The organism is Amycolatopsis minnesotensis, assembly GCF_039529815.1.
Lineage (GTDB): Bacteria > Actinomycetota > Actinomycetes > Mycobacteriales > Pseudonocardiaceae > Amycolatopsis > Amycolatopsis minnesotensis.
On the sequence record NZ_BAAANN010000021.1, the window covers coordinates 87,471 to 101,607 of the forward strand.

At 67.4% G+C, this 14,137-nt stretch carries 14 protein-coding genes; 4 read left to right on the top strand and 10 right to left on the bottom strand.

Annotation, left to right across the window (positions count from 1 at the left end):
- Nucleotides 1–14: 14 nt before the first annotated feature.
- From ABD256_RS25405 to ABD256_RS25440, 8 genes are all read right to left on the bottom strand, one after another.
- On the bottom strand, nucleotides 15–1,040 hold the full coding sequence (locus ABD256_RS25405) for an NAD(P)-dependent alcohol dehydrogenase (protein WP_344423797.1): 1,026 nt from the start codon (nucleotides 1,038–1,040) through the stop codon (nucleotides 15–17).
- Nucleotides 1,037–1,774, bottom strand: a complete 738-nt coding sequence (locus ABD256_RS25410; RefSeq protein WP_344423800.1) for an iron-sulfur cluster assembly protein — start codon at nucleotides 1,772–1,774, stop codon at nucleotides 1,037–1,039. Before ABD256_RS25410 ends, ABD256_RS25405 begins: the two co-directional genes overlap by 4 nt.
- Nucleotides 1,771–2,817 (bottom strand): amidohydrolase family protein, encoded by a 1,047-nt coding sequence (locus ABD256_RS25415; RefSeq protein WP_344423803.1) that lies wholly within the window; start codon nucleotides 2,815–2,817, stop codon nucleotides 1,771–1,773. The genes ABD256_RS25410 and ABD256_RS25415 overlap by 4 nt, the downstream gene beginning before the upstream one ends.
- Nucleotides 2,818–2,820: 3 nt before the next feature.
- Nucleotides 2,821–3,189 carry a propane 2-monooxygenase effector subunit MimD gene (gene mimD, locus ABD256_RS25420; protein WP_344423806.1) on the bottom strand — a complete coding sequence of 123 codons (369 nt, stop codon included), beginning with the start codon at nucleotides 3,187–3,189 and terminating at the stop codon, nucleotides 2,821–2,823.
- Nucleotides 3,186–4,355, bottom strand: a complete 1,170-nt coding sequence (locus ABD256_RS25425) for a ferritin family protein (RefSeq protein ID WP_344423811.1) — start codon at nucleotides 4,353–4,355, stop codon at nucleotides 3,186–3,188. Before ABD256_RS25425 ends, mimD begins: the two co-directional genes overlap by 4 nt.
- A gap of 11 nt (nucleotides 4,356–4,366) precedes the next feature.
- Nucleotides 4,367–5,419 (bottom strand): NADH:ubiquinone reductase (Na(+)-transporting) subunit F, encoded by a 1,053-nt coding sequence (locus ABD256_RS25430; protein WP_344423814.1) that lies wholly within the window; start codon nucleotides 5,417–5,419, stop codon nucleotides 4,367–4,369.
- Between the two features lie 69 nt (nucleotides 5,420–5,488).
- On the bottom strand, nucleotides 5,489–7,138 hold the full coding sequence (locus tag ABD256_RS25435) for a ferritin family protein (protein WP_344423817.1): 1,650 nt from the start codon (nucleotides 7,136–7,138) through the stop codon (nucleotides 5,489–5,491).
- Nucleotides 7,139–7,300: 162 nt separating this feature from the next.
- The gene (locus tag ABD256_RS25440) at nucleotides 7,301–7,546 is read right to left on the bottom strand and encodes a hypothetical protein (protein WP_344423820.1); all 246 of its coding nucleotides are present in this window, start codon (nucleotides 7,544–7,546) and stop codon (nucleotides 7,301–7,303) included.
- A gap of 164 nt (nucleotides 7,547–7,710) precedes the next feature.
- On the opposite strand from ABD256_RS25440, the gene ABD256_RS25445 reads away from it, so the two are divergent.
- Nucleotides 7,711–9,510 (top strand): sigma-54-dependent Fis family transcriptional regulator, encoded by a 1,800-nt coding sequence (locus ABD256_RS25445; RefSeq protein WP_344423822.1) that lies wholly within the window; start codon nucleotides 7,711–7,713, stop codon nucleotides 9,508–9,510.
- A gap of 145 nt (nucleotides 9,511–9,655) precedes the next feature.
- Complete coding sequence (locus tag ABD256_RS25450; RefSeq protein ID WP_344423825.1) at nucleotides 9,656–10,846, top strand: glycoside hydrolase family 64 protein; 1,191 nt, start codon at nucleotides 9,656–9,658, stop codon at nucleotides 10,844–10,846.
- Here ABD256_RS25450 and ABD256_RS25455 read toward each other — a convergent pair.
- The gene (locus ABD256_RS25455) at nucleotides 10,830–11,822 is read right to left on the bottom strand and encodes a GrpB family protein (RefSeq protein ID WP_344423828.1); all 993 of its coding nucleotides are present in this window, start codon (nucleotides 11,820–11,822) and stop codon (nucleotides 10,830–10,832) included. The two genes, ABD256_RS25450 and ABD256_RS25455, sit on opposite strands and share 17 nt — an antisense overlap.
- A 277-nt stretch (nucleotides 11,823–12,099) precedes the next feature.
- The gene (locus ABD256_RS44480; protein WP_425546520.1) at nucleotides 12,100–12,603 is read right to left on the bottom strand and encodes a DUF222 domain-containing protein; all 504 of its coding nucleotides are present in this window, start codon (nucleotides 12,601–12,603) and stop codon (nucleotides 12,100–12,102) included.
- Between ABD256_RS44480 and ABD256_RS25460 the strand changes: the two genes are divergently transcribed.
- Together ABD256_RS25460 and ABD256_RS25465 are read left to right on the top strand one after the other, a co-directional pair.
- Nucleotides 12,500–12,796: a hypothetical protein gene (locus ABD256_RS25460; RefSeq protein WP_344423832.1), complete on the top strand. Its 297-nt coding sequence runs from the start codon at nucleotides 12,500–12,502 to the stop codon at nucleotides 12,794–12,796. The two genes, ABD256_RS44480 and ABD256_RS25460, sit on opposite strands and share 104 nt — an antisense overlap.
- Nucleotides 12,797–12,912: 116 nt before the next feature.
- The gene (locus ABD256_RS25465) at nucleotides 12,913–13,914 is read left to right on the top strand and encodes a CE1758 family FMN-dependent luciferase-like monooxygenase (RefSeq protein WP_344423834.1); all 1,002 of its coding nucleotides are present in this window, start codon (nucleotides 12,913–12,915) and stop codon (nucleotides 13,912–13,914) included.
- The last annotated feature ends 223 nt before the right edge of the window (nucleotides 13,915–14,137 follow it).

Consider the following 14,137-nt stretch of genomic DNA (forward strand, 5'->3'; position numbering starts at 1 on the left):
CGGCGGGGGCCGGATCAGGGGACGAGCACGGCGCGGCCCCGCACCCGTCCGTGGTCGAGGTCGTCGAGCGCTTCGACCGCGGCGGTCAGCGGGTAGGTCTTCGTGTGCAGGGTGACCAGGCCGTCTTGCGCGAGCCGCATCAGCTCGGCCAGGTCGTTGTAGGTGCCGACGATGTTGCCGACGATGCTGCGTTCGGTGGAGATGATGTCGAGCGTCGGGATGTGCACGGTGCCGCCGTAGCCGATGACGTAGTACGACCCGGCCCGCGCCGTCATCGCGAACCCGTCCTGCTCGGCACCGGCCTCGGCGACGAAGTCGAACACCACCTCGGCACCGGTGCCGCCGGTGCGGTCGAGCACCGAGGACACCTGGTTCCCGTCCGCCACCACGGTTTCGTGCGCGCCCAGTTCCGCGGCCAGCTTCAGCGCGTCGGCGTTGCGGTCCACGACGACGATCTTCGACGCGGTGAGCGCGGCGAGGCACTGGATCCCGATGTGCCCGAGGCCGCCGGCGCCGAGCACGACGCAGGTGGTGCCGGGGTAGAGCAGGGGGAGCGCCTTGCGCACCGCGTGGTAGGCGGTGATCCCGGCGTCCGCGAGCGCCGCGACGTCCCGCGGCTTCGTCTCCGGCGCGAGCTTCACGCACGCGCGCGCCGACGTGAGCAGGTACTCGGCCATCCCGCCGTCGCCGTCGAGGCCGGGGAACGAACTCGCGGCGCAGTGCATGTCGTTGCCTGCCCGGCAGGCGTGGCACAGCCCGCAGGTCGGTGTGGGGTGCAGGATGACGGTGTCGCCGACCGCGACCGAGGTCACCGCGGACCCGATCTCGTGCACCCACCCCGCGTTCTCGTGCCCGATCGTGTAGGGCAGCGCGGGGTCCATCGCCCCGGCCCACTGCCCTTCGATGATGTGCAGGTCCGTGCGGCACACGCCGGCCCCGCCGATCCGCACCACGACGTCGAGCGGTCCCTTGCACACCGGCTCTGGCACCTCTTCGACCACGGGCCGCTGGTGATATCCGTGGAGCCGCACCGCTTTCATCGCTTCACTCCGTCCTTTCCGATCCCGTTCCGCTCTTCGCCCGGCGCGTACCGGTGCGCCAGCATTCCCCGGCAGATCCCCGTGTTCGCTTCGATCCCGACCCGGGTGAGCCGGGCCTTCCGCAGGTGCAGCGGCAGTCCGGCGACACCGACGCCGGCACCGGTCACCGGGTCGAGCACGAGCGGCGCGTCCCGCCCCGACGGCAGTCCGAGATCGGCCCTGCGCGCCCGGAGCCGGTCCAGTTCCGGTGACGGAGGCACATCGCCGAGCGTCATCGCGGTCAGCTCATCGGGTGTCCGTCCGGCTGCCAGCAGCGGACGGCACACCTGGTCGGTCCCGGCGAGCACGGCCTTGCGGAGGAAGTCGGCGCGCAGCCGGTCCAGCTCGCCCGCCGCTTCGCCGTCGAACGACTTCGCGAACCCCGCCTGCGCGGCGACGCCTTCGTTGATCGCCGCCGAGGCGAAGTGGTCGAGCAGTTCGATCTCGGTGCTCCGCACCCCTTCGACCGCCGACACCGCGTCGTAGGCGTCGGCGACCATCAGGAAAGCGAAGTTGGGCGCGCAGAAGTAGGTGGGCAGCCGCAGCCGCACCACCACCTCCCCGGCACCGGACGCGGTGCACGACTCGACGAACCCGAGTTCGGTGATCGGCTCGTCGAGTTCGGGATCGCGCACCGCGCCCAGTGCGGTGAGCACGCGCGACCGGTCGAGGGCGGTGACCGGTGCGCTCGTCACCGCGTGACCAGCTGCGAGTCGTCCTGTGCGGCGGGCGTGCCCTGGCCGTCGTCCAGCGCGCATTCCGCGGGAACCTCGATGCCGTACAGCTTCGCGGCGTTCAGGCCGAGGATCTTCTTCTTCGTCGCGGTGGTCACCGCCGGGTAGTCGGAGTAGTCGTCGTTCGGGTAGTCCCAGTCGACGAATCCTTCGATCTGCCAGCGCGGCTCCCAGATCCCGTAGTCGCTGCCGAAGGTCATCTTGTCCTCACCGACCCAGAACAGCAGCTCGCCCATCACCTTGGCGAAGAACTTCGGCCTCGCGTGCATGAGCCCGCCGATCACCACCGAGAGACCGGCGTAGACGTTGGGCTCCTGCGTCGCCATGAAGCAGAAGTCCTCGATCCGGGGCAGGCCGACGTGCTCGACGATGAAGTTGAGCTCGGGGAAATCGGTCGCCGCGTGGTCCACATCGGACACGTCGAAAGCGTCCTTGTCCAGCGGCCAGATCGTTGGTCCCTTGTGGACGTGGATGTTCCTGACGCCGAGTTCCTGTGCCAGTTCGAAGAACCGGTACGCCTCCGGATCGCTCAACTTCCAGCCGCGCGACCCTTCGCGCCACTCGGCGGTGTACAGCTTCGCGCCGGTCGAGCCGTGGCGTGCTACGTCCTCGCGGAGCTGTTTCATCCCGGCTTCGCCTTCACGCGGGTCGAACCGCGTGTTGGCGACGAACTTCCCGGGGTGCTTCGACCCGAGCGCGGCGTTGCGCTCGGTCGTGTTGAACCCCTCCTTGTACCACTCCTTCAGGTAAGTCGGCTGGAACACCGCGACATCGACGTGCCCGTCCTCGAAGACGTCCTTCATGAGGTCGTCTTCGGTGTAGGACTGGAACTTCTCGATCGCCCAGTGCGTTTCCGCTGGCCCGAGGCTCTGGTACGCGTGGAAGCATTCGATCCAGCCCTTGGCGTACTGTTCCGCGCCAGGCACCCAGTTGCCGGGGCTCGCGTCCCAGTAGTGCAGGTGGCTGTCGACCACGAAGTACTTTTCACCGTCCTTTTCGTACATCCCTCACCTCGCGGTCAGGTCGAAGTCGAGGAACTCGGCGGCGTCCTCGGGATTGGCGAACATGATGGTGCGGTCGTCCTCGTGGATCATCCGCCCGTAGTGGGTGGACATGTTCTCCTCGAACTCCGCCGCGTCGAAGTAGCCCTCTTCCTCGCCGAGCGCCTCGGAGATCTCGTTGTAGTCGAACTCCATGCGGCGGTTCGCGTCGACCCTGATCATCGAGGGGAGCTCGGTGACGGTGACGTTCTCCTTGCCCCGCATCACCTCGGCGACCACCGCGCCGACCTGGTTGTTCATCAGCGTCACGCCGCACATGTTCGACGCGGTGTTGTTCGACTTGTACGGGCTCTCTGCGGTCTTGAACACGGTCACTGCGCCAACTCCTTCGGGGAGGGCAGGCCCAGGCCCGCCAGTATGCCGCTGAAACGGCTCTTCGAACGGTCCAGCGCGTCCTCGAACCGAGGCGGTTTCGCGTCCGGCTGCGACCACAACGGGGAAAGCGCCCTCGCGGCGGCGATACAGCGGGGAACCCAGGTTTCGAGCCAGCCGTGCAGGATCGCCTGGTTGTGCTCGGCGTACTCGCGGTCGTTCACGAGCAGGTCGAACATCGCCTTGGTGTAGCGCAGATCCCGCTCGGCGAAGTCGTACTCCTCGGCGCCGACGACGGTCGGGGTGATGAAGTCCCCGTTGCCCGGCGCGGCCTGCTGCACCAGGTTGCTGCGGAACAGTTCACCGACCAGCGGCTCGAAGACCACATTGGACGCGAAGACCGCTTCGGCCCAGTCGTCGATGCCGGTGAGCTGTTCGGCGGTCTTGCGGACGCCCTGCCACGCCGGGTCGGAGTTCCAGGTTTCCAGGTGCGCGCCGCCGTCGAACCCTTCGATCTCCTCGGACAGCGTCAGGTTGTACAGCGCCAGGTCCTGCGCCGCGCGGATCCGGTGCATGCTGTTCACCGCGATCGCGTTGTTGTGCATGTTCGTCGGCGCCCTGCGGTTCGCGTTGGCGTACAGGTAGAGGCCGAGCCCGTGGTCGACGTGCATCCACGCGCCGACGTGCTGCGCCACGAACGCCGTCCAGTTAGGGTTCCACTGCTCGAAGGCCTTCGCCTGCCGCGCCGAGTCGATGTTCTGGTTCACCTGCCGCACCACGTTGGAGTTGTAGCGGTACATGGTGAGTTCCCACTCCTCGTTGGGATCACGGAACTCGTGCCAGCCGTGCGCCGGCCACTCGTAGCCCTTGCCGCCCGATCCGGCGAACCGCTTGGGCTCCGGCCGGTCCGAGCCCCACGCCTTGAGCGCCGTCCACTCGAGCGGGTAGCCGCCGCGGCCGTCGGAGAACCCGTAGAGCCAGCCCTGCGCGAGGTAGTGCCGCGGGTCTGGCTGGACCTCGACGGTCACGTCCTCGTAGTGGCTCTGCTTGCGCTTGGCCGGGTTGAAGTAGTTGTACCGGCGTGACAGGGAGTCCGGGAACACCTTGGCGCCCGCTTCGGCGTCGGTGAAGACCGGTTTCGGCACGCTTCGTTCTGGTGCGGTGGTCATCTGTTCTTCCCTCACCCTTCGGTTTGGTCGTCCCCGGTGGTGGTGAACTTGTCGTAGAAGACGTGCTTGTCCTCGACACCGAGCGCGGGCAGCAGTTCGATGGCCGCTTCGACCATCGGCGGCGGGCCGCAGACGTAGGCGTCGGCTCCGGCCGCCTTCGTTGCCAGCCGTCGCACGACATCGGTGATCAGTCCGGTCTCGCCGTCCCAGACGTCGTCATCGGCCGGTTCGGAAAGCGCTGGCACGTAACGGAAATCGGGAAGCCGATCTTCGAGTGCGCGCAGTTCCTCCTCGAAGCACAGGTCCTTTTTGGACCGTGCGCCGTAGTAGAAGGTGGCACTGCGGTCGATGCCCCGGTCCGCCATCGACCGCAGCAGGCTCAGGATGGGCGCCATGCCCGCCCCGCCACCGAGGAAGATCAGGTCGGCGTCCGGCGCGTCCCGCAGCGTGAACACGCCGAACGGCCCGGTGAGCTCCAGCCGGTCGCCGGTCTCGACCTTCTCGGCGAGGAACTCCGAGAACACCCCGCCCGGGTAGACCTTGATCACGAATTCGAGCCGGCCGTCGATCCGGCTGGAGGTGTTGGCCATCGAGAACGACCTGGTGTGCTCGGTGCCGGGGACCGCGATGTCGACGTACTGGCCGGGGAAGAAGTTGAGCTCCGTCGGCTCGACCAGCTTCAGCACCAGGCGCCGCAGGTCGTGCGTGACCGGGTCGTTGGACACCACCACCGCGGTCGCCTCCTGGATCGGCAGACCGGAGCGGATCATCTCCTCGTCGTAGTTGAGGAGTTCGATGGTCAGGTCCTCGTAGGCGTGCGCACGGCACAGCAGCGTGAAGCCTTCCTCCTTTTCGTAGTCGGGCAGCGCGAAGGTGGAGTACCGATCGTGCTCGACGTCGTCCCCGTCCAGCAGGAAGGACTTGCAGGAGGCGCACTGCCCTTCCTTGCAGCCGTGCATCAGCATGATGCCCTGCTCCGCGGCGGCACGGAGAATCGTCTTGTCCTCGTCGACCTCGATCTCGATGCCGACCGGTTCGAAGCGCACAACGTGCTTGTCAGCCATGGCTCCCTCGCGCTGGGGGATCGGCGGGGCCCGGATGCCCGGGCCCCGCTCGCGGTCGTCTGGCTCCGGTCAGGCGGCGGGTGCCGGCCGTCCCGCGGGGCCACCGCGCACGTAGTCGGCGTGGAACGCTTCCCGCTCTTCGGCGGACATCTCGTTCAGCAGCACGTTCGGGCTCTGCAAGGGGCCCATCCGGCGCAGGTGGTCGAGCGTCCACATCTTCTTCGGGTCCAGGTTCAGGTGCGGCTGCGCGACCAGCGTCTTGCCGTCGTCGCGCACGAAGCCCATGTCGGACACGACATCGGCCCAGTTCCAGCCGTGGTACAGGGTTTCCCATTCACGGGCGCCGATCAGCTTGCCCATGTTCGGGGTCTCGCGGCCCTGGTAGGTCGGCCGGAACGCGGTCTCGTCGGTCCACCGGCACATCTCGTGGCAGTAGGTGCGCCACTGGCCGTCGACCTCGGCCATCACCATGTCCTCGCGGACCAGGCACGGCACCATGCAGGTCCAGCAGCGGTGCGGGTACTGGTAGTCGACCTCTTCGGCGACGATCGGGTGGTGCCCGTTCGGGGTCGCGAGGCGCGAGTAGTTCTCCCACCACTTGCCGTACTTGTCGTACCAGCCGGGGTACTTGTACTCGAACCACTCGAAGTCCTCGTCCGTCATGGCGTCGATCCGCCAGTAGTTGGCGAGCCAGCCGGTGGCGAAGAACTGCGCGACCTCGTGCACGTAGCCCTTGTTCCAGATCTGGTTCCAGGACTCCTCGATGAGGTCGTGCGGGATCACCAGCCCGTACTTCTCGAGCGGGACGAGGTAGCTGCGGTAGTAGTCGTCGTAGATCCAGCGGCGCCACATTTCCGCGTAGCTGTCCCGGTCCTTGCGGCGGTCCTTCGTGCCGTATTCGATGAAGGTGCCGATCGCGGCGTCGACGACCCGGTGGTTGTTCCACCACGCGTAGCGCAGGTCGCGTTCGAGGAGCTGGTGGTTGCTTTCGTCGGACAGCGCCATCAGCAGCGTCGCGTAGCCGTTGCTGATGTGCCTCGACTCGTCGGACTGCACCGAGTGGAACACCGTCGGCAGCAGGTAGTCCCCGTTCGCGGCGGCCTCGGCGGGCATCGCGACGAACAGGGTGTTGGTGAACGCGGTCTCGGCCACGATCGTCAGGTAGATGCTCGCCGCGGTGATCGCGTCACCGGTGATGAACCCCTCGGCGAACTGGCGGCCGATGGTGCCGCAGTAGTCGTTCTGGAAGTTGCGCAGGCTCGAGTTGAACCCGGCCGGGTCGATGTAGTTGTTCATGTACAGGCGCTTGAGGTTCTGCTGGATCGTCGAGTGCCGTACCTCGTCGATCATCTGGATCGCCTGTCCGTTGTGCAGTTCCGGGTTCGGCACCGTGCGGAACAGCAGCGGCATCGCCCGCGCGGCCGAGATCTCGGGCAGCGGGATGATGCTGAGGAACAGCTTCTGCCATTCCAGCCAGCGCTCCTGTACCTGGCGGAACATGTTGCCGCGGATGGCGCCGTCGGACGCGCCGTACACGCGGTGGTCCTTTTCCTCCTGCATCGGGAAGTAGGACCGCAGGACCTGCTTGAGCGGGTCCTTCTTCTTGGCCTTCCGGAAGGTGTAGTCCGTCCCGTACTGCGACACCGGCTCGTGGTACGCCGGATCCCAGGACAGTTCCTGGATCTTCTGGTGCGCTTTCGCCACGCTCTGACGACTCATTGAATCTCCTCTGCTTCCGCGAGCGCGATCGCGATCGAGTCGACGCAGACCACCGGCGCCTGCGGCCGGCACGGCGGGATTTCCGCGAACGGGGGACCGCTTGCCGGCATGGGCATTACACCGCCGGTCAGGGCATCCTCCGGTCTCATCATGAGACGGGGGTCACAGCTCCGGTTCGCCGAGCATCGTGGTCCTGAGCTGGGCGAGCTCGTCGCGCACCTCCCGCGTGACGTACCGGTTCCCTTCTGGCGCCGGGGTGACGCCGAGCGCGCGGAGCAGGTCGGCGGCGGCGTCACCCGGATGCCCGGCGCCGCCGAGGACGGGATGCAGGCCCTGCTCGGCCAGATGGGCGAAGACCAGGTTCACCACGGTCCACGGGTTGTAGGTTTTCTCGCCTGCGTCGGGCATTCGAACCTCCTGGGACGGATGTCCCGCGATGACACGGCCCCCGCCGGAGCGCGGCGGTCTCAATTTGAGACAGGACGTGCCACCGCGGGGGGCCTACCCTCGATACCTGGGCTGCGACAGCCCGTAAGCCCGCACGCCTGCCGGAATGGACCAGGAGGCATTCGGTGGACCACACGTCAAGGACGGCGGACCCCGACGGGCGGCTGGCGGATGCGCGCGTGCGGTTCCTGACCGCGGAATCGGTGGACCCGCGCACCGTCCGGCACACGATTCTGGCTTCGTGGTGGCGATCGCACGAATGGAACGTGGCCGCCGACCACATCTCGTTGCCCTACGTCCGCGACCCCGACACGGACCAGCCGCTGACCCGGAGCGCGAAGCCGGTGCTGCGCCGGTTGAGCGAACAGCTCGACGGTCAGCCGATCAGCCTGATCCTGACCGACCAGTCCGGGGTGGTGCTCAGCAGGCTCACCGGGGACGTCGACCTGCGCAACCACCTCGACGGCATCCGCCTCGCGCCGGGGTTCAGCTACGCGGAGGAGTTCGTCGGCACCAACGGGATCGGCACCGCGCTGGAGGGCGGCAGGCCGATGCACGTCTTCGGCCACGAGCACTACGCCGAGTACCTGGAGGACCTGGCGTGCGCGGGCGCGCCGGTCCAGCACCCGATCACCGGCAAGACCGTCGGCGCGGTGGACCTGACGTGCTGGCGCAAGGACGCCGGGCCGTTGCTGGTGGCGCTGGCGAAGACGACCGCGGACCAGGTGGCGCAGGCGTTGCTGACCCAGAGCGGGCTCCGCGAGCTCGAACTGTTCCAGGCCTATCTGCAGGCCCGCCGCCGCACCACCGGGATGGTGATGGCGGTGGCCAGCGACGTGGTGATCATGAACGACCCGGCGCGGAAGCTGCTCGACCCCGCCGACCAGCAGGTGCTGCTCAGCCACGCGGTGGACGCGCTCGCGGGGCGCCGCCGCGCACCGGTGCTCGTCCACCTGCCGACCGGGAACACGGTGCGGCTGTCCTGCCGCCCGGTGGGGGACAAGAGCGGGCGCTCCGGGGGCATCGTGCACATTTCCCTGATCGAACCGGAGCCCGACGAGGCGAGCGGCAGTTCGCCCGCGTTGCCGATGTTCCTGCCGGGGCTCGTCGGCACCCGGCCGCTGTGGCTGCGGTGCTGCCACGAAGTGGATCGTGCCTACCGCGCCAAGGAATGGCTGCTGCTCACCGGCGAACCGGGCGTCGGCAAGCTCGCGCTGGCGAGGGCGGTGCACCAGCGCCGCACCATCGCGGGCAGGCTCCACGTCGTCGACGCGGCCGGCGTGGCCGACCGCACCGCGCCGGACTGGATGGCGGGCGTCCGCGCGGAGCTGACCGAGGGCACCGGGCACGGGCTGGTGATCCGGCACGTCGACCGGCTCGGCGCCGAGCAGCTCGCGTCCTTGGCCGCCGACGTGCAGGAGGCGCGCGCGGAGGGCATGGACCTGCCATGGGTCGCCGCGACCACGCGGAACGGCGCGAGCTCGCCCGCGCTGCGCGAGCTGTTCCCGACCACCGTCGAGGTGCCTCCGCTGCGGCACCACATCGACGACCTGCGCGAACTGGTGCCGTTGTTCCTGGCGAAGCTTTCGCACAAGGGCGATCTCACGTGCTCGCACGAAGCGATGCAGCTGCTCATGCGGTCGACCTGGCCCGGCAACACCGAGCAGCTCTACCAGATGCTCAACCACGTCGTGCGGCATCGGCGCCGCCGCGGCGCGATCCAGCCGGACGACCTGCCGCCGGACCACCGCACGGTGTCCAGGCGGCAGCTGACCCAGCTCGAGTCCATCCAGCGCGACGCGATCGTGCGGAGCCTGCGCGACGCCGGCGGCAACAAGGCGAAGGCCGCGGAGGCGCTCGGCATGTCACGGGCGACGATCTACCGCAAGATCCACGAATACGGAATTGTCACTCCGTGCAGCTGAGTTGCCCGTTCTCACCCTGGCCCGCCGACTTTCGTGGGAAAGTTTATGACAAAATCGGTCAGGATGTTGGTTGCTCGTTGACCGTCTTCCGGTGCCTTGGCTAGCTTTCCGGCACCCGAAATTCCGGCCTTGGGAGGCGTTCTTCTTGATTTCCCGGCGAGCTTTTCTCGGTGCTTCCGCGGCGGCGGCGGTGTCCTATCCGGTGTGGGGGACGAATTCGGCATGGGCCCGCGGCCTCGTACCCGCGGCGACACCGGACACCGTCAAGGTCAAGTTCGACAACAAGTCCGGTGCGGGCACGGCGTTCGCGTACATCACCGGTATCGCGCCGGGGAACAAGCTGGTCGTCATGAAGGCGGACGGCACGCCGTACTACCCGCCGTCGCCGTCGGGTGAGAAGACGCCGCTCGGCGAGGACTGCGCGATCCCGATCGGTTCGGGCGCCGAGCTTTCGGTGCCGAAGATGTCGGGCGCGCGCATCTACGTGGTGCTCGACTCGAAGCTCGACTTCTTCATCAATCCGGGTCCTGCCATGGTGCATCCGAGCTTCGTGAACGCCGACGACCCGAACTACGGGCGCGACTGGTCGTTCAGCGAGTTCACCTTCAACGACGACCAGTTGTTCGCGAACATCAGCTACGTCGATTTCGTGGCCATTCCGCTCGGGCTGCACCTGACCACGTCGGGATCGGGGGAGCAGAACGTGCCGGGTCTTCCGGCGAAGGCGCTCGACGGCATCTGCGACGAATTGAAGAAGCAGGGCGGCGCCTGGGGCGAGCTGGTGGAATCCGGCGGCGACGGCAAGGCGCTCCGCGTGCTGTCCGCGCACTACCGCGCGGACAAGTTCAACGGCTACCTCGACGGCTACCTCGACAAGGTGTGGCAGAAGTACGCGGGGGAGGAGCTGACGATCGATTCGCAGCGCTCCGATCTCGGCAAGTTCACCGGCAAGGTCGGTGGTGACGGCAAGCTGACGTTCAACAACGGTGAAGCGTTCGCGAAGCCGTCGACCGCGGACGTGTGGAGCTGCGACAGCGGCCCGTTCGCGCTCGACGGTGCGAGCGAAGCGCGCAAGGCCATCATTCCCCGGCTCGCCGCGCCGCTGAACCGGACCACCCTGCTGGACAACCCGAACCAGCCGATGGGGGAGGACCCCGCGAAGTTCTACCAGGGCGCGGAGACCAACCACTACGCCCGCATCGTGCACAGCAAGCTCCCCGACAACCGCGGCTACGCGTTCCCGTACGACGACGTTTCGCCCGGCCCGGACTTCAGCGGCGCCGTGCAGGCCGGTGACCCCGACACGCTCACGATCACCGTCAACGCCCTTCGGTGATTTCGCGGAGCACGCTTTCGATGAACGAGGTCTTCGCGTCGGTGTAACCGGCCCGATCGGTGTGAAACCGTCGCGCCAGCTCGCGTTTCAGCGTCGCGTACGCCCGCGCCTTCTCCGGCGAGGCGCGTAACGCGTCGCGGAACGCGAGCTGGCGGGCCAACTGCTCGCCGTCGGCCGCGCTCGCGTAGAGGTGGTGCGCGGGAAGGCCGTCCGGCCTGCTGAACGCCTCGCGTCCCGGCACGCCCGAATCGCCTCTCCGTTCGTATCCCAGCGGCCGGATCCGCGCGGCCGCTTCGTCGAGGTCGACCGCGGAGTCCAGCACGATCACCATGTCGATGATCGGTTTCGCGGCCAGCCCCGGCACCGAAGTGCTGCCGACGTGCTCGACCCGCGACGTAAGCGTTCCGAGCGCCGCCGCCAGCGGCTGCCGCAACTCGTCGAACAAGGCGGGCCACCCGTCGTCGTAGTCGACGATCACCACCGGCTCGCTTTCTCGAACGTGCCGAAGCACGGCCTCGACGGTGTGGTCGAGGGCCGCGGTCGTGTCCAGTTCGAGGTCGGCGCCGTCCCGGAGCAACGGCTCGATGGTCTCCTGCAATTCGAGCGTCCGCGCCAGCTCACCAGGATCTTTCCCGAACGAGTTCGTGGTCCGCGTCGTCAGCCGCTCGACGATGACCCGCGCGGGCGCCGACAGCAGCACCACGTGGTCGAACGAGAACTCCCCCTGATTCGGCGAACACCCGCCGACGAACAGCACGTCGGTGTCCTCAGTGGACAGCAACTCGGCGATGGCGTCCTCGCGCCACACCCAGTCCTGCCCCGACCCCACCCCGGTCAGCTCCCCGTCGGGAACACCCACCAACTCCGAGTACCCGTCGTGGTCCGCGTCGATCGCCTTGTACCCACGCGCGGCCAGTTCCGCGACCACCGTGGATTTTCCGGTCCCCGACATTCCCGTCAGCAGCACGCGTTTCACGAGGGCACCCTAGTTCCGGTCGTGGTAGGTCCGGCCGCTTGGTGTGGTGAGGGTGCCGTCGGCTTCGGTGTGGAATGTCCGGCCGGGTTCGTCGCGGAGCATGTGGTGGAGGCGGCATGGTGGCCGGAGATTGATCTTGTCGGTGCGGCCGCCGTCGGCCCAGGCTGTGGCGTGGTCGAGGTCGGTGCACTGGGCGGGTCTGCAGCATCCCCGCATGCTGCAGACCCGATGCCTGACGTGAACGAACCGGCGAAGAGGTTTCGGCGCCCGATAGCTCTTACGCCCCACGTCGATTGGCTCCCCGAGGACAGGTTCGGTGACAACCCGGGTCCAGGTGGAGTTCTTGTCGAAAGTTCGGCGGGATTGTCCTGCATCTCCACAGCAGGGCCGGTAGGTCGATGTAGACGAAGATCTGTGCCCGAGGTGTCCCGCACGCCTCCCCGCCGAGGCAGCGCGCGGCGAAGGAGTCCACCCGGAGCTGATCCGTGGTGCGCTGGTCGCCTTGTTGTTCGAGTCGCCGGGCGTCTTGGTCGCAGAGGGTGTAGATCGCCTGCGCCCGGTCCGGGGGTAGTTCCGCGAACAGGGTCGAGGACCCGTGGTCTCCGTGCCGGATCTCCAACACCCGCGCCGCCACCTTCGCTCGCCGCCGCTGTTCGTATCCGCCCGGATCGGCGCGCATGACCAGCGAGTTCACCATGCGCCGCAACGCCGAGGGGTTGCCGGCACCGAACCGACCCGCCAACTGGGAGTCAACCTCCCCCACCACCGATCTTCGCGACACCTCAGCACTCCGGGCCGCGATATCCCGCAGAATCATCGCAAGCCAGCAAACAACCGGGACCGTCGATGCGTGGGGAACGGCACCCCAGGGCGACCAGGGGTTTTCGTTCCGCGGGGATCTTCCGCTGGTGACCAACAACGCGACTCGCACCGTGGAGCGGAAGATTCCCGCGGCGCGCCGCAGGCGTGCCTGAAACTGTCACCGCGCCACCCAAACACACGAACAAAGACATAAATTTCACCAGCCGAAAATTGATTCGCGATCTGGAGATGCACCGACTACCCTGCCCAAGAACTGGAGGGACATCAAGTGGAAATCGGCATCTTCTCGGTCGGCGACATCAAGCCAGACCCGCACACTGGCATCTCACCGACCGAGTACCAGCGCATCCACGCGATCACCAGGATCGGGAAGCACGCCGAGGAAGCGGGATTCGACGTCGTGGCCACGGGTGAGCACCACTGCCCGCCGTTCGTGCCGAGCTCGCCGGTCGCTCTGCTCGCGTATCTGGCGGCGAGCACCGAGCGCGTGATCCTCTCGACCGCGACGACGTTGATCACCACCAACGACCCGGTCCGGCTCGCGGAGGATTACGCGACCATTCAGCACCTCGCGCACGGCAGGCACGACGTCATGCTCGGACGGGGCAAGGACGAACGCGTGTACTCGTGGTTCGGGAAGAACAACGCGGACGGGATGGAACTCGCGGCGGAGAACTACGCATTGTTGAGGAGGTTGTGGCGAGAGGACACAGTGGACTGGGTGGGCGAATTCCGCGCGCCGTTGCGGGATTTCACGTCGGTGCCGCGGCCGCTCGACGGAGTCCCGCCATTCGTCTGGCATGGTGCGGAGCGAAGCGTCGGAACCGCTGAGCTGGCGGCACGGTACGGCGACGGTCTGTTCGTCAACAACCTGTTCCGGCGGGTGGCCGACTTCAGGCCGCTGGTCGACCGCTATCGCGAACGAAGTGCACATCACGGCCACCGGCCCGTCGTGGGAGTCGGTGGTCAGGCTTTCGTGTGTGCTCGGTCGCAGGATGCCGTGGACGAATTCCGCCCGTACTTCAACGCCACGCCGAGTGCGGCGAACGGCTCGCTCGAGGACTTGGTGGCGGGCACCGCGTTGACCGTAGGAAGCCCGCAGCAGGTCATCGACAAGACGCTGTCCTTTCGCGAGCACTTCGGTGACTACCAGCGCCAGCTCTTCCTGATCGACCACGCGGGGCTGCCGCTCAAGACGGTCCTCGGCCAGCTCGACCTGCTCGGCGCGGAAGTCCTTCCCGCACTGCGCAAGGAGCCGAGCGCCGTCTGACCGACTGGAGGCGGTCTCGTGACATGTATCCGAATCATTTTCGTATCTCCTTCCAGTGAGAGATGAAGTCGAAGGGCCGACGCAGAAACGTCAGCCAGCGTCACCAACGGCGACCAAGTCGCCGGAAATCATGATGTCTTCGCCTGTCTTGTCCTTCCGGGATCACCGCCCGGTGATCAACCCGGCCGACGGATTTCGCCAAGCCGGGTCCTGACAGCGACAC